Genomic DNA, 18,653 nt, shown 5'->3' with positions numbered 1-18,653 from the left:
GGTGTCACGATAGAGCGCAAGATTGTCACCGCCATTGGCAAGCGCCCAAGACGCGTCGATCTCGGTGCAGATTACTGAGGGTAATACGGGGCAGCGGTAGCTTGCCGATGACCAGATACCCGTTCGGCGGGATGACAGTTCCAACCGGGATTTGCAGCGCGCCTTCCGTCGAAGGTGGCGGCCACGTGCCGCCGTCACTCAAAATCCAATTGCTCACGTCGACGGGCGCATTGTGCGTGTTGTGCAGCTCGACCCATTCGATATCGGTCGTGGCGGTGTCATCGTACATAACTTCATTGATCACGACCTCGGGCGTACCGAACAGACAGAGCGACATGTCGTAGTCGAGTATGATCGGAGAGCCGAAGGAATAGCGCACCGTCTCGCCATCGCCCAACGGACTGGAGAGCCAGAGCAGACTGCAGGTGTCCGTCAAACTTTGCACACGCATGTAGCCTGAGGTCAACTCGCAGAGTTCGGGCAACACCGCGGTGAACTCATAGACATCATAAGGGCCCCACGAAAACGGCAACAACACCCCGCTCAAGTTGAGATCGTACGAGCAGGTCGCGGCAGCTGTGGGCGTGGTGTGGAACGATAGTCGCACCGCCGTTTCGCTCTCCGTGCAATTCCCTCCTGTCGCCGTGCGCCGTGTCCAGAATTGAGCGACTGCGACCGGCTCACCTAAATTGTAGTTTTCATAAGCACCGTCGGTTGTATTCCAAAATGCGATCGTGCCCTCGAAGTTATAGTCTTCGGTGGGCACGTGCGGCGGCTGACTAATCCCGCCCTCGCGATCGCACAATGGACGGATCGGACAGGGTTCGCCCGCGCAGGTTTCGTTAACATTGAACACCCCACCCAGTCCCTCGCACTCGCTCCAAGTCGCGTCCGAACATGACGGCGTTGATTCCGGTCCGTAACAACAACGAGCAAGAAGCTGTTCGACATTCAAGGTAACATTGTCGCAATTCCCCGCATTCAAGCCTTCCACGCCGAGATAGTACATCCCAGCTTCGAGAAACAGACCGTCAATCTCGGCCATCCCATTCGGACAACCCCCCGCCCCTTGGCCAATTGTTGGTCCGCAACAAGACTCGGATAAATTCAACACGGCGGGCCAAGTCGGTGACGAGCCGCACAGACCAAATGTCCACCATCCTGCGTCGGGAATATAGATCGGTACTGTTAATTCTTGTGAAGGCCACTGATTGCAGTCATTGCCCGCCCCGCAGGTCGAGCCGAGGTTCCACGAGCCCGGTGCTCCGCGGGGTGTCTCGTAGTCTTCACAGCTTGGGCAGGTAGATCTGCCAAAACGCAACGAGTAGAACCGCGGCTCTCCCAAGGTGAATTGATACAAGTAACTCGGTATCACTTGCACCATTAGCGTATTGTCGCGCAAAGTGTCCAGGCACTCTGTCACCAACATATTTTGTATTCCTGTGTCAGGAACGAAGAAGCCAATTGGAGTCGTACAGTCCGCTCCGCTGAAGAGGGCAAGAACCGCATCAAACTCAGTCTCAAACTCAATTGAGACGATACTATTCGGCAAAACAGGAAGCGTGTAATAGTCATTGTCCAACCGAGCTTCAAAATCGAGCGTATCGATCTGGAACATGTATTTGAATGCTCGTCCGTTAACCGACAACCCGTTCAGAAGATCCTGCGCGGCAAACTGCCCCCCATTGTCCTCGTTCGTGCATCCGCCGTTGCAATCTTCAAGGGCGTTCGAGTCGCCCCACATATACTCGAAGAGACACTCGTTGCTCAGGGCATTGGGCGAACCCGAAGGCGGGCCTAATGTGAACTGAATGGTGTCACACGGAATGTACGGCGGTTCTACGATGATGAAGTATTGCACACCGGCTGTCAAGTCGAGATTTGTTCTGTAAAGGCCGTCAAGTCCGCCGAAGTACAAGCAGAAGTCCCAGACTGTTCCGGGACATGCACCGCCGGTTCGCAAGTGAATTGTCACGGTTGCCGGATCGGGATCTCCATCAAGACACTCAATTGCCAACGGGTAGAAGCCGGAAACCGGAGGCGTATAAGCGTAGATGAAGTCCACTCTGTGACCAAGGCACGAGTAACTCGGAGAATCAAAGTCGTTATTCAATGCGCTTTGAACGGCGATCTCTTGGAAGGGCACGCTGGTTATCACAGTCGCTGGACAGGCATCGGAAGCGACGGCCAAGTGCGCCCATGCAACGCAAACAATGAGGCAAAGCAGGATTCGATTATTCATGGATGAGTGCTGTGGCGTTGAAGAATGGGCAGGTGACACTACGGACACGCTTTTGGAATGACACAATTGCGGTAGGCATCGGTGACATTGGTATCCGTCCACAAGGATTGACCAATGCTGTAGTTAGCGGAAAGACGCAAGTTCCATTGGGGATCGCCGCCACTTGGATCGCCGTCGTTGCTGGGTTGATCTGTGCTGTCGATCTCATACGAACCCCCTTCGGAGATGAAGCGGACCTCGGCGTAGCCTGCTTCCCGTCGGATGCTTACGCTATCGGGCGGCAAGCATGATGCAACCACAGGATTTCGTTCGTCAGGTATGCAGAAGCGATAGCGACCTGTGATTGAATTCTCATTTGTTGAAGCGCCCCACGCTGTGGGGGCCGATGTCCAGGCGACATTTTCGGAGCGTTTCTCGACTGAGGTGCCACTATTGCCAGCCGCAAGGTCGGGATAGTTGCCAATCAGGAGACCGTCCACAAGTGGTGCTGAGGTTGTATCGCTGAACAGCGCGAGATTGTCGCCGTTGTTTCCCAAAACCCAACTGGGGTTGATCTCTGTGCAAACAACTTCGGCTGCTGCTGAAAATGGCACCTTACTCAAGATGATATATCCATTGGCTTGAATCGTTGTCCCTGATCGAATATGAAGAACACCTTCGCCATCGGTATTGGGATAGGTCGAGCCATCTGACAAGTACCAATCCCCGATGTTGACTGGAGTACTTCGTGTGTTATGAAGCTCGACCCAGTCCACATCGTTGTCTCCGCTTGCCGTGTCATCATACATTACTTCGTTGATGACGACATTTGGTAAGCCACACACGCAGAGAGACAGATCATAGGCAAGGGTAGACTGAAAGCTAGTCAGACATACATAGCTCTCGCCGTCACCAAACGGACTGCTGAGCCATCCAAAGCTACACGGTCCGGCAAGGCCTCAATTCGAATGTATCCCGGAAGTCAGGGAACTCAGTTCCGGTAGTACGGCCGTCCATTCATAAACGGACCGTGTGCTGTAGTCAAATGGACTGTACCTGGACAAGTTTCGGATGCTTGCGAAATCGACGATAAAAATATGAAGAACATTGCGCAAATCAACGGTCGGAGTGTCATCGAGGCCTCACGCTAGAAAAACGAGAGTTGTTAGGTCGGTTTAGGAGAGGCAACGGATCGCGACGATAGTTAGAATTGACAAACTGATAATTTTTTCGTGAAGGTGTCAACGTGAGGGAAATTTACGCCAAGTTCGCAGTTATTACTATAGTGGTTGTAATAGTAGTCGCCCAGCCCGGCGATATCTAATCACTCCGTTACAGCAATATCGCGATGCTATGGCTAATGTAGACCCAGTCCGTTATCTTAGCAATATAGTGGTCTATCATCTACAATTCAACCGATTTGTGTGTTTTAGAATATTTGTGCACTATCGTGCTCTTTGCAAATAAACATCTTGAAACACAAAAGCCCCACCAAGCGGCAGGGCGGGACGAAAACGAGGTTACGGCTTTCGGGAATTGGGAATAGTGATAATGTAGCTCGCATATTGTTCTGCCGGACCAATTGACGCAACAAATAGCTAGTTTACTGACACAGAAATTTCAACGGGCCCAGCAACGCAACATTGTCAGAGCGCATTGGAGGACAATCAATGTAATCCGTCAGCACATTTGGGACAGTTGGTCCAGTAGTATTAGTGGATGGTTTGTGATGTAAGTACAGTCGCGCGGCGCGACTGTACTTAACAACGCAAGTGACCAGGTTTGGGGTTGCGTTCCCTTCGCTGAGATATTATCATGTATCATCGAAGAAGGAGGGCTGATCATGCCCAGGCGGAAGAAGCAGGCTGCGGCGGCAGCGCCGAAAGAAAGCGGCGCAGTTGATCAAGACGGTGCGGCGGCAGACGCGCACGAAGTACAGCGCGGAAGACAAGATCCGCATCGTGCTGGAAGGACTGCGGGGCGATCATCCGGTGGCGGCGTTGTGCCGTCGGGAAGGCGTGAGCGCCAACGTGTACTACAATTGGCTGAAGGAGTTCATGGAAGCGGGCAAGGCGCGCTTGAAGGGCGAAGCGGTGCGCGGCGCGACCAAAGGGGAAGTGGAGTCCTATCGTCGTCAGAACGAAGAGCTGCGTCAGACGGTGGCCGATCTGATGCTGGAGGTGCGCACGCTCAAAAAAAGTCTCTTCTGAAGCGCAAGGCGAAGCGTTATGCCCGGCACACGTCCGAGCAGAAGCAGGATCTGTTGCGGCTGGTGGATACTGCACCACTGTCGATCCGTCGCTGTTTGAAGCAATTGATGCTTCCCAAGAGCACGTACTACCGCTGGCAGAGCCAGGGAACGCTCGCGGACCGGTCTTCGGCGCCGCGGCGGGTCTGGAACCGGCTCTTGGAAGAAGAAGAGAGCACGATCATCGCCAACGCATTGCTCGATGCTGATCTGTCGCCGCGCCAACTGGCGTTCAGGATTACCGATGACGGCGGGTTCAGTGTCAGCGAAAGCACGGTCTACCGCATTCTGAAGCGCAACGGGTTAGCGCGGAGTTGCCGCAGATCATCCCGGCGGCCAAAGAGTATCACCGCAAGACGACGCGCGTGAACGAACTGTGGCAGACCGATCTGACGGAGCTGATGTTGCCCGACTGGGGCACGCATCCGTTGGGCAGTGTGGTGGATGACTTCAGCAGGTTCTCGATCGTGTTCCGCCGCTTGCGCAACTCGAAAGGCGACACGGTGCAGGGCTGATCGCGCAGGCGATTGCCGGGACCGGCATGGAAGAAGTCCCGCGTCATGAGCGGGTGCAGCTCCTCAGCGACAACGGCGCCTGCTACAAGTGGGGCGCGTTCAACAGCTGCTTGAAGATCTGGGGATCCGGCACATCTTCTCGATGCGCAATCATCCCCAGACCAACGGCAAGGTCAGGCGTCTGAACCGCACGGCCAAGGAAAAGCTGCAGCTGATCGTGCATGCCTCACCCGAGGCGTTCGACCGCGCGCTGGAGGCGTTCCGGCACTGGTACAACCACGAACACTACCACAAAGGCATCGGCAATCTGCACCCGGCCGACGTCTACTTCGGCCGCGCCGAAGCCATCCAGAAACAGCGCCAACTGCTCAAAGAACAAACCAAAAAGGCCCGTAAACAGGCCAATCTAAATCCTAACCAAAACCCACGAAGGAAACGTAACTTACGAACCAAATCCCTCCATTAACTTAACTGAAAATGTGTCCCATTTCTTCTGACGACCAACAGATACAGGTTGTTAAAATCTGGACTTACAAATGAACATACGAACAAATAAGCCAAATGAAAAAGCCCTGCAAAACAATGTTTTAGCAGGGCTTTAGCTTGTGCACCCACAGGGACTCGAACCCCGAACCAATTGATTAAGAGTGAATTGGAGGGGTTTGTTTTACTTATAGTTACGGACGCATAGGGACAGATTCGGGACAAGGGGGGTCAAGGCTGGAAGCAAGATCTGGCGCCCGCTTCGACTCCTCCTCTGAGGCGCGACCCAAATCTTTAATTGATGTCCTCCGGAAACAAGAACATCTCGGTGGAAGCGCACGCTGGGATTTCGCAATGCTAACCAAAGCTCCGACTCGGCGTCACAAGTCTATGGCTGACCCTGTGATCCTTAGGACTGAGTTCCTGCCAAAGCTCTTGGGAAGAGAATATTATTCTCCTTGTGAATGTGCCAATGCAAGTCGCGTTCAAGCTCTTCTAGGCCAGCAAACAAGCCGCGATAGGTGTTGCACGCGCCTTCCGGTGGCGTGTAATTGTTGGTCAAGCCACGAAGCTTTTCGAGTTCGGCTCCAACGGTGGCGTGCTCCGCCTCCATGACGCTGACCGGGCCAAAGAGCTGTGCAGCCGCAGCGGGGGCATGGAACCTTGTTCAAGGCGCTTGATGGCCGGGAAGAGGATGTTCTCTTCCTTGTACATGTGCGAATCCAGCTCGTGGAAAATTCCCGCAAAGGTTTGCAGAATATCCAGCAGTTCCGGATGATTCTCGCCATGGACATTATGGACCTTTTCGGCCATTTCACCAAGGTGGGGCAACGTGTTGCGTAGGTACTCATGGTGCTGATTCAAGATATTGTCAACCAGCACGGACATCGTGACCTTTGTCCAGTCAGGCTCGGAATCAACATCCGTGCGGCTGTCTTGCTTGGCGATTTCCGCGAGGCACGACTTGCGGATCAAGATTCTTCGCGGTGCATGCTTGACCGAGGGCTTAGCACCGCCGCAGCAATAGTCAATCTGAAAACGCTGGAAGATATGTGCGCGGCCTGGCTTTTCAACGACCAAATGGCCTACGGGAGTTTCGAGTGTAATGCTCATGGTGTTACTCTGTAGTGTGGAATGATTTGTGAAGTTAACACTTAATCTCAGCGTTCTTGCGGGCGTAGAACCACCAATTCACTACCAGACAACTCACATAGTAGAGTGCGAACCCGTAAAGTGCGTACTCTGGGTGACCGGCTTGAATTTGCGTCCCGAACACTTTGGGGATGATGAATGCGCCATAAGCTGCAATCGCCGACGTCCAACCAAGCACGGGCCCTGCAAGCTTTGAATCGAAAATGATGGGGATCATTCTGAATGTCGAACCGTTGCCAATGCCGGTTGTAATGAACAAGAGCAGAAAGAGGAGCAGAAACGGAACGAAGAATACTTCCGGTGTCGGCGAATTGCTGGCAGCCTTGATATTGTACGCTACACCTAACGCCGCGAAAATCATGACTACGGTGTCCCATTGAGTGACACGCGCGCCGCCAAACTTATCGGATAGCCAACCGCCGACCGGACGAATCAACGAACCAACCAACGGACCAAGCCATGCATAGGCAAAGGGATTCGGCGCGTGAGGATTGGCACTCCCGTCCGGAAGTGATCCGAAGACATCTTGGATGAGCTTTGGGAATGCCGCCGAATATCCGATAAATGAACCAAAGGTCATGACATAAAGCCAGGTCATAACCCAGTTGTGCTTCTCTTTGAAGATTGCAAACTGGTTGCTCAAATTCTGGCGAATCTTTACAGGCGACAAATATCTAATCAGGATTAGCGTCAACACTATGGTGATCGGCAAGACAATCCACATATTGACTTTGAGCGCGACCAACAGATACAGTCCCAATGCTGATCCAGCAAAGCCCAGTAGTGTCAAGTAAAGCATTTTGGCAATAGCGGCCGCGGAAGAACCGACACTGTGTATTGCAAGGTTATTCATAAGCAACCATGCAAGGATCGCTAAGACGGCAAGGATGGGCACCCATACAAATCCGCCGTTTTGAATCCAGACTAGAGTGCCTGCGGGCTGCGCACCAACCGCGGCGGCAGTTTTCCAGGCATTTCCGCCGAAAGCTCCGAACGCACCGAATGTCATCACGAACGGCAACAAGACTTGCATAATGCTGACGCCAAGATTTCCTAAACCGGCATTGAGTCCCAATGCGGTGCCCTGGATTCGCTTCGGGAAAAGAGGCTGATATTGGACATCGAGGACGCGAAGGCACCTCCGCCGATTCCTGACAATGCAGACAGGATTACAAAAGTGGAGTACGACGTGCCGGGCACGCAGCGCCAATCAAGGCCGAGTGCCGGGAGTATCAGCAAGGCGGTCGTAACCGCGACGACATTGCGGCCGCCGCTCAATGCGACAAAGAAGGAATTGGGAATACGCAATGTTGCACCCGTCAAACCGGCTATCGAAATCAACGTATAGAGCATTGCCTTGTTTTTTTGGCTGGATCAGGATCGAATTGAAAGCCAAGCTCCTGCATCTTGGTCGTGACAATCGACCAGAACATCCAGACGGCAAATCCACACAGCAAACATGGAATGGATATCCAGAGATTTCGGTAAGCGGTGCGCTTGCCTTCCCGCTCCCAGAACGATTGGTCTTCAACGTTCCAATGAATTAATGTCTGAGCCATTTGCGTTTCCGTTCCAGTTTTGATTAGGCAGGCGTCGTTTCTACGGGGTGATCGTGTCGATCCTCGATGTGGCGCATTAACACAGGCGCATTCTTATGCATCATCCTCTGAACCACAAAGTGCATCCAAATAAGACAAATGAACGAAAGCACACCAAGAAAGATCCATAGCGTCGTCCAGATACCCGTCCATTTGAGCATATAGCCAAACAGGATTGGACATACAAATCCGCCAATCCACCGACGACGCCGACAATTCCTCCGACGACGCCGATCTGCTCTGGATAGTAGTCGGGAATATGGCGATACACGGCTGCTTTGCCGATTCCCATCATGATTCAGACTACAAAGATGAAAGTGAATATCCAAATGTTTGCCTGAAAAAACAGATGCGTAATACCGCGGGCCAGTAGCTGCTTCTTGACGATCTTGTCACCGACTGAAACAACCGGACTGTGCAGAATTCACCTGAGGGAAAGACGAGAAATGTATTGTCTTGATTTTTTGCGCCACGCCGCTGGCTCAGGAGCGAATTTTGTATTCGCGTTGATCAATGCGAACAAGCGTATCGGATACAAACGTGACGGTACCTGCTCTGGCCGCCGTCACGCAGAGCCGGGAGGTTCAATGTCCATGCGTGGAACACAAAGTAATGCGCAGCCGAACCAAACAACTGCCCAACACCCAATACGCGATGCGACGCGCGCCAAACTTGTCCGACATCCAGCCGCCCAAGGCGCGAATCAAACCGGAGGAAGGCTGAAGATTGAGGCCATGAGACCTGCTGATGCAACACTCATGGTATAAACGTTCACGTAGTATGGAACTAGCCACTGTGCTAAAGCGGCGGATGCTCCGAAGACCAGGAAGTAGTAGGTCAAACCGCCAAACGCGCACGTATTTCGGCGGTTCGGACGCTGTAGCGTCAATCCCGCCGAGTGCGCTATTTTCTTCTCGTATGTCCAGAAGAGTAGAATATGATTGCCATAACTACAAGCGCGGCCGCATAAATCTTGGGCAGTGTGCGCCAATAATCAACATTGCTCCGTTGTCCGTCAACCATTTAAGTAAGACCGACGCGCCCATACTGGTTATGGCAGCACCTGCATTACCGACTCCGAAGATACCAAGCGCAGTTCCTTGTCGCTCTTTGGGAAACCAAACCGAATATACGCAATACCAACTGCGCACGCAGCCCCTGTAAAGACCAAATCCTAAGCTTGCAAAGACAAACTGATAGTACTCGTTCGCCGCACCTGTCATGAACATCAGGATTGCGGAGATGAGCATCAGAATTGTGTAAACTCTTCTTCCACCGTATTTATCCGTCAGAACACGGACGGAGACACGTGCTTGATCCCGTCAACACTGAGATACCAATCAACCAACCAATCTGCGCTTTGTCCCAAAGGAAGATGTCGTTGTCCATAAGATAATTGACCAGTACACCGTTCATCATCCACCCGGCGAAGCAGATGGTGAAGGCCAATTAATGTTCCAGGATGAGAACCTCCATTGCTCGTCTGCGATCTTGCACGATTATCCCTGGTTGCTTATGGATGGCGTTCAACGGACGATTTCGTGGACGCGCTGGCGGACAAGCCGTGTAACAGGTGACTGAATCCAAGAATCCTGCGATGGTAGCCAACACGATCAAAATTGCATGAGCCTGAATGCTTTCGGGTTATGAAGAACAGCCCTCATTGGGTCGCCATGAACATTGTTGAGGGGATGAGTTTCCTTCAAGTACTCTTGAGCATCTGTAATTCCGTCGCCATCGAGATCACTTTGATATCCATAGACCTCGGCCAACTGCTCAGGATGTGCGCAGTTCGAGAAACTTAGTTTTTCGATGACGGTAATGATATTGTTCCGAACGCATTCAGAATGGGGCTCTGGATGGGCACACCGAGCGGAATGCACCGCGTGCAGCATTCAAAGCTTGTTCCACTCGTCGGGCGTCAAGCTTCCGTTTGGCCGCGCGATGCTCGCTTCGGGACCGTCGCCATTGGCGTGACACATCGCGCAGTTAATGGGCCGTCAGAGTGAGTTTGCGAAATTTCTGGAATTCGGGTAGGCATAGCAATGCCGACGATTACGAGGTGAACAGCAATTGGAGTGTCTTGGTCTGCTTTTTCACCCCTTGATTGCGTGATAAATGTTTCGTCAAACAATGTCGCGACGATCATATACGCGGCAATCGCGAAGCAATCCACCGCATTGTCTTGTGACTCGTGCCCGTAAAGATCCACGGCGCCGCAAACAAACCAGCGTAGCGAGAGTCATGACCACGATGATGATCCAAAACGGCAGCAGCTCCATCGGATAGTAGACAAAGTAAAGTACCATTCTGGTTTGATACCGTCAGGCGTCGAACCCAAGGCATTGTAGGGTTCCAGCAATGGATAGGAAAAGTGAATCAAAGGGCAGACACAGGAGAGGATGAATAGTACAAAGAACGCGATTCCCCATTCCTTCAAGTCTTTAAGAATAAATATCAGGAAGAACTTGTCCTTGCGACGCGGCTTATCTTCGATACCGGGACTCATGCCGTGTAACTGAACGAAAGGACATGCAGTACGATCACGCCGAATACCAGTAAAGGCAGGATAACGACATGCGGTTCAAGAATCTGCTTAGGTCGCTTGTCAAATGGCTGGCGCTCACCAGATCGTCCGCGCACATCTTCGGCAAAGGTGTGACAAAGCCGGAGGCGGTGTACTGTCCCATTTGGTCGATTGAACCCAAATCAACTTTCGTGGCGTTGACGGCGATTTGATTCCACGGTAAGAGATGGCCTGCGCATCCAAATCCGAAAGTGATCAAGGCAAGAGCGCGCCCGCAATCCCGGTGATCTCGCGCGGCATCGCGGATGCTTTCATGGCCAGTGCGCTGAGCATATGCGCTATGACGCAAAGATCATGAAGAAGCGGACCATGCGTGCAGGTTCGAATCAACGCGCCCATTGTCATGAAATGCGTGATGTACTCTACGGACTCATGCGCTTCGCTGACCGTCGGTTCATAATAAAATAAGAGCATCATCCCCGTGAAGACTTGGATGATGAAAAAGAACAGCTGCCAGAACCGCCGACGTAGTATCCCCCGCTGACATGCGGTGAACCGGAACCTCTTTTTCCGTGATCATGTGACGGACGTCGAGCTTGTGCAACGGCATTCGCGACGCGATGAAGTCAAACATAGTGTTGACGAATGGCTGTTTCATCCAGCACTCCGCCGATAGCGATCTGACAATGTAGAGTGAATAGCCGTCCGCCAAAGGCCGGGTCAAGTCTTCCGGTGCGTGAACCCGCGGGCTTTCAGTCGCGACTTCGGTTCCTTGCTCGTCGCGCGGCACCCAGGCAATGCGTTAAACGGCGCCTTTGCGGGAGCGCCTTCGTTAGGCATCGGTCTTGATGTCAAAGTAAGAAACGTGACACGGGCAGAGAATGCGGCCGCTTGCATCAACTTGGTTTCCGACCGTGCAGCCTAAGTGCGTGCACTTGGCGGACAACAGCATGGGCCATCCGTCTTCAGCGCGAAACGCGAGTCCGGGGCGCATCGGGTAATCAATGAAGTACTTCCCAATGGTATTGTTTAACTCTGCGAGTTTCGCTACATAGATGTGATCGCTGCAAAGGCGTTCGAGTTCAAGACTCCTTCTCTTCGGCGGTTAGCTGCAGCCGACGCAAGCGCGTTTCCAGTAAATTTGCTTCTTCATCGTGATGCAGACCAGCGGGCATTTGGAAGAAGCGGCGGCCCGGTTTGTCTAACACACCAACGGACAGCAAGCCCGGCAACGCTTAATCCAAAAGCGGCCTTCAAAATGACGGCGTGACTCCTGTGTGACTCGGGCGGCGACCGCCTGATTGTTGCAGCTCGGGGTTGTTCCAAACGACTTTCTGCGGTGAGCGAAAGAGGTACTGGAGTGGAACTGACACCATGTGAATCAGGCGCGTGAACGGCAGCACGAGCAAGATGGGCCATGCGCCGACCGTGCGCTTGAATCGCAATCGGCATGTCTCTGATAATTGTCGCGTCCGGGCTGAACGTGATCAAACTCCAGACGTAGGGTCAATGTTCCGGTTGACCAACTCGCGCCCCAGCGGTAGCCGCCAGCCACCATTAGTCCCAATCAACTTGCGCCAACAATAGTGTCGCGACGATGAAATCGCCGATGTTTGTAGATTTCTGCAACCGCGCGGTCGTTAGGCGACGGTAAAAGAGCACAATCAATCCAAGTAAGCACAATACGGCTGCCGCGATTCCATTGTTTCGGCCGTCGCAAGCAAGAGTGACAGCCATCAATCTTTGCCACGCCTGGCAACGGAAACGCGACAAAATGGCCGAGGAAGATAATCAAGATGCCAATATGCCATGGCGCGAATCCCCACAGGGTTTCTTACCCTCGAGAAACTGCGAGGACAACGATGAGATTCCGTATTGGTCATTAAGAAAGCGCCAGACTGTGCCTACAATGCGAGATCAAGATCGTGGCGTCAAGGCAGACCGACAAATAAAACAACTCAAGCGCCATCTTGCCTCCTTCCCTGTTTCAGTGGCTACAATTGAGATTGTCGCCTTGATCAAGAAACTAAGAAAATGGGTTTGATTTTGAGTCCAAGAATTCACGCGATTTCGCCATTTCGTCAATAAAATAAATTTGTGCAACTTCCTCACGCGCGTTGTTCTCCAGCGAACGGAAGAAATCGAACGACAGTGCTCATATGATCCGCTGATTCGCCAGTCACCAGGAAACTCGCAACGCGATACATGTCCAATAGCCCAACCATAAGATGGGGCGGCGAAACCTCGACACCGAACAGGTGCACGCTCCAGCGCAGGCAGGCATCAGGTTAAGATCAAATGTGCAGTGTAAGAGTTCTTGCAACTTTCGGACGGAACAACTCGGCAATCGCATCGCGAAACGCTCGTAAGCACTTTATTGATTTATTGCTCACTCTGGAATCGATAGCATTGTTCAGCACAGACAAGTGGTCCGTTTGCGGATAGCGGCAGGAGAAATTGCCAGTTCCCGGCATGACATTTCAAATGAACTCGTTGCGTTACATTCCTTTCTACGCCTGGAGGTCTTTCCGAATCTTCCTTCCCTTGCAATCTGCACGTCACACATACTTCCTATATCTCGCTTCTTCGCGCTGAAGCGGCGGAGTACGTGGCGCTTTTGCACTGTGGGCACTGCCGTCAAAAAGGTAGATTCTTCCCACGCCTCTCCGGCGTTGGTTCCCGGCTTCGCGCATGATCCGATTGACGCGCTGTCATCCTGCACGTCGCCGACTTCCTGCGCCCGCTTATAGTGGCGAACAACCATGAGTTTTTGAGGCGAAGCGGTTACAACCGCCTCATTGCTGCGTTCGAACAATCTTGCCATGTGCTTGATTGAAAGGCGCGATTTGTCAAGCCGAGGTGAAGAATGACTCTTCTGCATGATCATAAGGCTGGTCGTCGTCTTTCCCATCACGGGTAACTGGCGGCGCATAAGAGCATCGGCATCGTGCGGTACTCAATGTGCAGCGGTAGGGCAGGGTTTCCATTAAACGACGTACTTGTACAAGGTAGGCTTTTGCGCGCGGACTCGATCATTTCGTCACTGATGCCGTTGGCGCGTGCCGAAGCAATCACATTCTCATCGTTAGGATCACCAGATGACGTCACGTTGCGCTTCTACGAGCAACGGATCCGCCGTTTTCATTGTGGTTCGATTCGGTCAACATCGCCAAAGCAACACTCCGAGGTAACGAAGATTCGGCCCACGCACGAATGGAAGCAGGCAGGTGCTGACCCGTTTCGAGGGCGCGGATAACAAAAGAATACTTCTCTGATTTGCCGGTGACCCAATTGTAGTAGATCTTCTTGCCTTAAGGACGTGCGGAAATGCGGGCGCGCCATCCGCGGCACGCGTCTGATTGATCAAAACAATCCCGTCTTCCGCGTTTGCCGAAAGCGCACCCGAAGGACACGACGCCACACAGCTCGGATTAGCGCAATGATTGCAAATGCGCGGCAAATACGCCAAAGCCACGCGTTGAATCTTTAGAGCTGCTGCCGCTCTTTAGGCGTAAGCAGATCGTGATTGACGTCATTCGCAGCATGGTGGCGAACCCGGAGAGATCGTCGTATTGGGGCCGCCCTCAATCCTCATCTCTTCGCCGGTGATGCAAGGATCGGCAGCAGTCATCAAATCGTCGCCTTCGGCCATCAAAGATTTTTCGTACTCAATGCGTCCACGGCTCTTAGTAGTCTTCCAGCATCCGGTTGATTCGGATTAGCAGGCAACTTCAGCAGTCCACCTAATTTCGACTGGCTTGTTGAAAGATCACTTGCTGCCGTTGAGCTTCCGACCGCCCTTGCTGGCGATCTGATCTTCCCAGCGATGTGGAAAGCCCGTGCGTAGGGTTTGTTTCAACATTATTCCACCACATAGTACTCCGCACCGGGTCGGTCTGTCCACAGCGTTTTGCAGGCCACGCTGCATGTGTGACTAACCGATGCATTTGTCGGTGAAACACCATGGAAACTTGTGCTCTATCCATTGTTCACCTTTGCGAAGTTACTTTTTCGAAGTTTCTTGGCGGCAACAAATGTCGATTCACGCCCTGGAGGGTCCCCCAGTAGTTGAGCGCGTATATAAGCTGACCATAACCACCAATCATAAAGAGCCGGTTTGAGGCGCGCTCTGGTCAAGCTATTGACAACGCCCGCACGACGGTTGCCGCGCTCCGGGTGATTCCGGATGCCCAACGATGCGTTCGGGCGAGTAGTAGATGAAACACATACCGCGTGGAATGCGTGCGCTGACGTTGACCGCGAAGATTGCGACTCCGTTATCATTGAAAATTTTCGACCCAAATCGTTGTCTTCTGCTCCCAATAGCAGAGCATCTTTATGTTTATCCAAATCGGGTCGTGACCACGACTCAATGTGCGCATTCTCAAGGTGTCGCCATAAGTCGAGTGAATCGACCACTTGCCGTGTGTGGCATCAGGTAATTCAATACGGGTGTTCCGCCCCTGGTTTTGACTGTGCCAAGTCGGTAGGATCTCGCGACGCGCACTCGTGGCTTGTAGGTCGGCCGATTCTCGCCATAAGCGATGTAAAGCCTCGTGATCAAGGCGGTAATGCTGCCTGCCGCTCATGGCGTACGCCATGGTACACCGGATCGCTTCCACATTTTGACAATACGCTGAATATGCGCCACGCTTGTCACTCGTTACCCCTGACCAAAACGGCGTCGTGAGAATTCGCCTCGGTTGAGCAGCGACATCATCGAAGATGTTATGCGAACGGAGCGAGTCTTCTCGGCGGCATGCGATACAGTCAAAATGCCGGTGGTAATCAGCTTCCGATTTATGCGGTCGGAACGCCAATTCACCGTTAGTCTCAGGGCAGAATTCAGAATCGCTAAACAAGCAAGTCTTCGCGCAAGGGTGAAGACTCCCCCCCCCCACCCTTTCAGTGGAAGTTGTTCTCCATGTATGCATCATACATATCGGCAACTTCCATTTCGTTCACCATGCATGCCGAAGGCCTTGCGGAAGTGGGACCAAGGCTGATGAATTTGTTGAAGACATTCTTATAGTCCCGCGTAACCACTTTGATGATGGGCATCGTCTTGCGAGGATCGCTTCCACACTCACCTCTGGACCAATCCTTGATAGAGGGTTGAGCGATTTCAGCGGGCGTATCGTGGGCGAGCGGCGCGGTTACGACATCTTCCGTTGGATCGGGCAGATAGCGCTCGGCAAGTTTCGAAGTCGCTTTCGACGATCTCGCGAAGATATGGGATTCAGTCTTTGCGGTTCCCAGCACGATTGGAACAGCGGCTTGCAACGGATGAATGAAGCTGTGCATGTCTGGTGAATTCAGAAGATGGTTGCTTCTCGTAATACGTCGCGGCCGGCAAAGATAATATCAGAATAGAGGTGCGGAAGAATCCGCTTTGATAGTTCAAGTCACAGACTTTAGCGGATCCATCTTGCCCCAGTTCGACTTTGTCGTGCCACACGCCGCTGATAGACATGCTCCCTTCGCCTGCTCTTTTGCGATATGAGGGTTTGTGTGCGTTTAGATAATGCTTCCGAAAATACTCATGGCCTTTGGATGATATGGAAAATTTTCTCGCCAGATGTAAAAAGGCGCGAAGCATTTGGGAAATCGAGGTCTTCAACTGCAAACTTAAGCTTCTTCGCCTTCAATCTGTCCACGACATTCTTGACAGATAGAGGCTTCGTCCATTCGCGCCGTTGCTGCGTGCTTCCTTTGCAACTTCAAGCGGCGGGGATTGATCAAATTGCAGGTATGAGGGCAACCAGCCGGCCCGCACGGCTTGCACCTGTCTATCAATGGTATGTCCATGCGCCATGCTATGGGAATGAATCGGCGACCGGACAGATGTCATCCAGGTCCCGAAGGGATATCGCCATTGATCGGAATTGACATAATGAAATGACGGCGTGTTTGCAGTCGCGGCGGCGCTGACCAGTCGGTTCCAAATCGATGAGCGCCCGGTTGCGATGTCAGGTTTTTGGCCGACATAATGATTGGTCGGCCGCCGTTCTTTGCCGACACAGCCACCACGCAAAGCCATAAGGCTGGAAATGATCGAGCGGTAGATCGGGTGTTGTGGTACCAGTGGATTGACTTTGCTCCAATGATGACGCTGCATTTACCGCCGCTCTTTTCAGCATTCGTGCCCATTCACCGGGCTGACGTATCACAACATCACCGGACACTCCGATGAATTTCTCCTGCCATGGAGACTGTCCGCAATGCTCCGGTTCGTCATAGGGTGCAAACTTTGATGCGTCGCGATTTACGCGTATCTGGCGACAAGCTTAACTCGAACACCGTTGTGGCATAGACGTCTCGCCATTCGGGTCTTGATTTTGCGAACAGGAACCAACGATTGGACCCAGCTGTCACCGTGCTCGGCGGAAAACTCCGGCAACAAGACAGTGACCAGTTCATCGGTCTTTGGATCGAGCATAGCTTGGTGGATCAAACGCTTTGCCTGTTCGCTCGTCTTGAGATTTAAGATTCCATTGACCCATACTTTCCGATTTGCCAGCGGTGGCCCAACGGTTCCTTGCGGAAGTCTAAGTTCGCGGTTGCAGGATCGAGCATGAAGAATTTCCACTCTGAGCATTGTCAACTCTTTGTGTCGACAACTTGCGAGATAGCGTACGTATTGACCGGAAGCGAGAGGTTCCATCAGCTTGCTTGTGCAATTCAACCAGAAATTGGCCCGCTCCGAGTAAGTGCTTCTGATAGTCTACAAAAAATGGAACCGCTCACGTTCGACGTAATTCGCGTAAGAATTAGCTGTGTCCGACGGCCATCAGAAAGCCGAATCCTGCCCTTGATGAATCGGCACCCACTCATCGGACACCTTTGAACACACCATCGAGAAGTCGGAGAAAAGACAGCGACTTTTGCGCCGCGATGCCGTGCTTCCACCAAGAAATGCGCATCAGGCGTGCGCGTCTCATCAGGGCGTTCGAACCTACAACCGCAATGAAGTTCGACTTGAACCAATCACCACTTTCAGCGACATCGGTTTGTTCACCCCAAACTTCAGGCAGACCGGCGGCAAATCGCAATACCAATCGTAGGGTGAAAGGGAAACGCCGCCCATCAGTTGCATGAAGCGCCTGCGCGCCCAAACGCGCAACTCACCATGGACATCGCAGGAATCGGCGAGAACCCCGCGATGTCACGATCGGGGCCGTGCTTCATTACGGTGCGAATGTTTGCGGCGGAAAGAATTTCGCGAACTTCATCCCAACTGAATCTGCGCAGGCCGCCCTTGCCGCGCAGTGTGGCTCAACCCGATCCGTGATTCTGGTTTGAGACGGTCGAATTGGCCGCGACAGGATCATCAAGGAAACTGGGTTTCGCTTCGCGCCACAAATCAATCAGCGCTCCGCTGGTAGGAGATACTGGCCTTGGATCGGACTGTAGATATACCACGGTAAATTCGAATTGGCAACGCGCGCAGTTCATACGGCGGAATATCCTTGTCAATAATCGGATAATCAGGCGCCTGCATTTCCCGTGACAATGCCATTCTTGACGTAGATATTCCAGCTGCATCTTACCTGTGCAATTCACGCCGTGCATGCTGCGAATAATCTTGTCATAAGGCCAACGATTGCGGTAAAAGTCTTCCCCACTCTCTCGCTGTTTGGGATCAAAAAAGATCTGTAATCAACTCATGCTGTACCTCGATGGCGCGAAAGGCTGTTGCGTGGGCGTTTGCGATATGGTCAACCACAATTAGGGCTGATCACTCCGGTGACGCGCCCAAGATTGGCGCGCATGTTCATGCGCGGTCGGCATCAAGTTGGGGTTGGACAAATATTCGGCCAAGTGAACAGCTTCCTGGGCGGTATCCGGTTGATTCTTGTATGTACTGGCATGACAGAAATTGTGTTTGCTGAATCGCGGAAGTCATAGC

22 protein-coding genes and 2 pseudogenes are annotated in these 18,653 nt (G+C 52.6%); 5 read left to right on the top strand and 19 right to left on the bottom strand.

Features of this window, described 5'->3' with window-relative positions; genetic code table 11:
• Positions 1-25: 25 nt before the first annotated feature.
• Together IPH10_11320 and IPH10_11315 are read right to left on the bottom strand one after the other, a co-directional pair.
• Positions 26-2,242, bottom strand: coding sequence for a lamin tail domain-containing protein (locus IPH10_11320; GenBank protein ID MBK6911495.1), 2,217 nt, complete (start codon positions 2,240-2,242; stop codon positions 26-28).
• Positions 2,243-2,280: 38 nt separating this feature from the next.
• Positions 2,281-3,030 carry a lamin tail domain-containing protein gene (locus IPH10_11315; GenBank protein ID MBK6911494.1) on the bottom strand — a complete coding sequence of 250 codons (750 nt, stop codon included), beginning with the start codon at positions 3,028-3,030 and terminating at the stop codon, positions 2,281-2,283.
• Positions 3,031-4,119: 1,089 nt separating this feature from the next.
• Here IPH10_11315 and IPH10_11310 point away from each other — a divergent pair.
• The 4 genes from IPH10_11310 (at position 4,120) to IPH10_11295 (ending at position 5,450) form a co-directional block, all read left to right on the top strand.
• Positions 4,120-4,431 (top strand): transposase, encoded by a 312-nt coding sequence (locus IPH10_11310; protein MBK6911493.1) that lies wholly within the window; start codon positions 4,120-4,122, stop codon positions 4,429-4,431.
• 107 nt (positions 4,432-4,538) lie between these two features.
• On the top strand, positions 4,539-4,838 hold the full coding sequence (locus IPH10_11305; GenBank protein ID MBK6911492.1) for a helix-turn-helix domain-containing protein: 300 nt from the start codon (positions 4,539-4,541) through the stop codon (positions 4,836-4,838).
• Positions 4,835-4,984 (top strand): hypothetical protein, encoded by a 150-nt coding sequence (locus IPH10_11300; protein ID MBK6911491.1) that lies wholly within the window; start codon positions 4,835-4,837, stop codon positions 4,982-4,984. The genes IPH10_11305 and IPH10_11300 overlap by 4 nt, the downstream gene beginning before the upstream one ends.
• Before the next feature lie 88 nt (positions 4,985-5,072).
• On the top strand, positions 5,073-5,450 hold the full coding sequence (locus IPH10_11295; GenBank protein ID MBK6911490.1) for a transposase: 378 nt from the start codon (positions 5,073-5,075) through the stop codon (positions 5,448-5,450).
• Between the two features lie 426 nt (positions 5,451-5,876).
• Here IPH10_11295 and IPH10_11290 read toward each other — a convergent pair whose 3' ends face one another.
• From IPH10_11290 to IPH10_11250, 9 genes and pseudogenes are all read right to left on the bottom strand, one after another.
• Positions 5,877-6,080, bottom strand: a complete 204-nt coding sequence (locus tag IPH10_11290) for a hemerythrin domain-containing protein (protein MBK6911489.1) — start codon at positions 6,078-6,080, stop codon at positions 5,877-5,879.
• Complete coding sequence (locus IPH10_11285) at positions 6,026-6,580, bottom strand: DUF542 domain-containing protein (GenBank protein MBK6911488.1); 555 nt, start codon at positions 6,578-6,580, stop codon at positions 6,026-6,028. The genes IPH10_11290 and IPH10_11285 overlap by 55 nt, the downstream gene beginning before the upstream one ends.
• Before the next feature lie 34 nt (positions 6,581-6,614).
• Positions 6,615-8,178, bottom strand: a pseudogene (locus IPH10_11280) (NarK/NasA family nitrate transporter).
• 2,821 nt (positions 8,179-10,999) lie between these two features.
• Complete coding sequence (locus IPH10_11275) at positions 11,000-11,221, bottom strand: hypothetical protein (protein MBK6911487.1); 222 nt, start codon at positions 11,219-11,221, stop codon at positions 11,000-11,002.
• Positions 11,199-11,402 (bottom strand): hypothetical protein, encoded by a 204-nt coding sequence (locus IPH10_11270; protein MBK6911486.1) that lies wholly within the window; start codon positions 11,400-11,402, stop codon positions 11,199-11,201. Before IPH10_11270 ends, IPH10_11275 begins: the two co-directional genes overlap by 23 nt.
• Positions 11,403-11,576: 174 nt before the next feature.
• Positions 11,577-11,738 (bottom strand): Rieske 2Fe-2S domain-containing protein, encoded by a 162-nt coding sequence (locus IPH10_11265; GenBank protein ID MBK6911485.1) that lies wholly within the window; start codon positions 11,736-11,738, stop codon positions 11,577-11,579.
• 88 nt (positions 11,739-11,826) lie between these two features.
• Positions 11,827-11,976, bottom strand: a complete 150-nt coding sequence (locus IPH10_11260) for a hypothetical protein (protein ID MBK6911484.1) — start codon at positions 11,974-11,976, stop codon at positions 11,827-11,829.
• Positions 11,977-11,997: 21 nt separating this feature from the next.
• A complete protein-coding gene (locus tag IPH10_11255; protein MBK6911483.1) occupies positions 11,998-12,189 on the bottom strand; it encodes a respiratory nitrate reductase subunit gamma in 192 nt (63 codons plus the stop codon).
• 112 nt (positions 12,190-12,301) lie between these two features.
• On the bottom strand, positions 12,302-12,481 hold the full coding sequence (locus tag IPH10_11250) for a respiratory nitrate reductase subunit gamma (protein ID MBK6911482.1): 180 nt from the start codon (positions 12,479-12,481) through the stop codon (positions 12,302-12,304).
• Here IPH10_11250 and IPH10_11245 point away from each other — a divergent pair.
• Positions 12,471-12,788 carry a hypothetical protein gene (locus tag IPH10_11245; protein ID MBK6911481.1) on the top strand — a complete coding sequence of 106 codons (318 nt, stop codon included), beginning with the start codon at positions 12,471-12,473 and terminating at the stop codon, positions 12,786-12,788. The genes IPH10_11250 and IPH10_11245 overlap by 11 nt on opposite strands.
• Positions 12,789-13,157: 369 nt before the next feature.
• Here the strand turns inward: IPH10_11245 and IPH10_11240 are convergent, their stop codons facing one another.
• The 8 genes and pseudogenes from IPH10_11240 to IPH10_11205 all read right to left on the bottom strand — a co-directional run bounded on the left by IPH10_11240 (position 13,158) and on the right by IPH10_11205 (position 18,013).
• Entirely contained in the window at positions 13,158-13,655 is a 498-nt protein-coding gene (locus tag IPH10_11240) for a hypothetical protein (GenBank protein MBK6911480.1), read from the bottom strand.
• Complete coding sequence (locus tag IPH10_11235) at positions 13,655-13,852, bottom strand: hypothetical protein (GenBank protein MBK6911479.1); 198 nt, start codon at positions 13,850-13,852, stop codon at positions 13,655-13,657. Before IPH10_11235 ends, IPH10_11240 begins: the two co-directional genes overlap by 1 nt.
• 52 nt (positions 13,853-13,904) lie before the next feature.
• On the bottom strand, positions 13,905-14,219 hold the full coding sequence (locus IPH10_11230; GenBank protein MBK6911478.1) for a hypothetical protein: 315 nt from the start codon (positions 14,217-14,219) through the stop codon (positions 13,905-13,907).
• Positions 14,220-14,537: 318 nt separating this feature from the next.
• Positions 14,538-14,726, bottom strand: a pseudogene (locus IPH10_11225) (hypothetical protein).
• A 923-nt stretch (positions 14,727-15,649) separates the two neighbouring features.
• A complete protein-coding gene (locus IPH10_11220) occupies positions 15,650-16,048 on the bottom strand; it encodes a hypothetical protein (GenBank protein MBK6911477.1) in 399 nt (132 codons plus the stop codon).
• A gap of 340 nt (positions 16,049-16,388) precedes the next feature.
• Positions 16,389-16,862 carry a hypothetical protein gene (locus tag IPH10_11215; GenBank protein ID MBK6911476.1) on the bottom strand — a complete coding sequence of 158 codons (474 nt, stop codon included), beginning with the start codon at positions 16,860-16,862 and terminating at the stop codon, positions 16,389-16,391.
• Between the two features lie 712 nt (positions 16,863-17,574).
• Positions 17,575-17,859 (bottom strand): hypothetical protein, encoded by a 285-nt coding sequence (locus IPH10_11210; GenBank protein ID MBK6911475.1) that lies wholly within the window; start codon positions 17,857-17,859, stop codon positions 17,575-17,577.
• Positions 17,831-18,013 (bottom strand): molybdopterin-dependent oxidoreductase, encoded by a 183-nt coding sequence (locus tag IPH10_11205; GenBank protein ID MBK6911474.1) that lies wholly within the window; start codon positions 18,011-18,013, stop codon positions 17,831-17,833. Before IPH10_11205 ends, IPH10_11210 begins: the two co-directional genes overlap by 29 nt.
• Between the last annotated feature and the right edge of the window lie 640 nt (positions 18,014-18,653).

It is taken from the genome of bacterium (assembly GCA_016702305.1).
In the GTDB taxonomy this organism is placed as follows: Bacteria; Electryoneota; RPQS01; order RPQS01; family RPQS01; genus JABWCQ01.
The sequence above is the reverse complement of the archived record's forward strand: the minus strand, read 5'-3'. Positions and strand labels throughout refer to the sequence as shown.

Coding starts and splice junctions, on each gene's coding strand:
- IPH10_11320 (MBK6911495.1), bottom strand. CDS start 2,242: ATGAATAATCGAATCCTGCTTTGCCTCATTGTTTGCGTTGCATGGGCG.
- IPH10_11315 (MBK6911494.1), bottom strand. CDS start 3,030: ATGTATGATGACACGGCAAGCGGAGACAACGATGTGGACTGGGTCGAG.
- IPH10_11305 (MBK6911492.1), top strand. CDS start 4,539: ATGCTTCCCAAGAGCACGTACTACCGCTGGCAGAGCCAGGGAACGCTC.
- IPH10_11290 (MBK6911489.1), bottom strand. CDS start 6,080: ATGGAGGCGGAGCACGCCACCGTTGGAGCCGAACTCGAAAAGCTTCGT.
- IPH10_11285 (MBK6911488.1), bottom strand. CDS start 6,580: ATGAGCATTACACTCGAAACTCCCGTAGGCCATTTGGTCGTTGAAAAG.
- IPH10_11275 (MBK6911487.1), bottom strand. CDS start 11,221: ATGATGCTCTTATTTTATTATGAACCGACGGTCAGCGAAGCGCATGAG.
- IPH10_11270 (MBK6911486.1), bottom strand. CDS start 11,402: ATGAAACAGCCATTCGTCAACACTATGTTTGACTTCATCGCGTCGCGA.
- IPH10_11265 (MBK6911485.1), bottom strand. CDS start 11,738: ATGCGCCCCGGACTCGCGTTTCGCGCTGAAGACGGATGGCCCATGCTG.
- IPH10_11250 (MBK6911482.1), bottom strand. CDS start 12,481: ATGGCTGTCACTCTTGCTTGCGACGGCCGAAACAATGGAATCGCGGCA.
- IPH10_11240 (MBK6911480.1), bottom strand. CDS start 13,655: ATGGGAAAGACGACGACCAGCCTTATGATCATGCAGAAGAGTCATTCT.
- IPH10_11220 (MBK6911477.1), bottom strand. CDS start 16,048: ATGCACAGCTTCATTCATCCGTTGCAAGCCGCTGTTCCAATCGTGCTG.
- IPH10_11215 (MBK6911476.1), bottom strand. CDS start 16,862: ATGCAGCGTCATCATTGGAGCAAAGTCAATCCACTGGTACCACAACAC.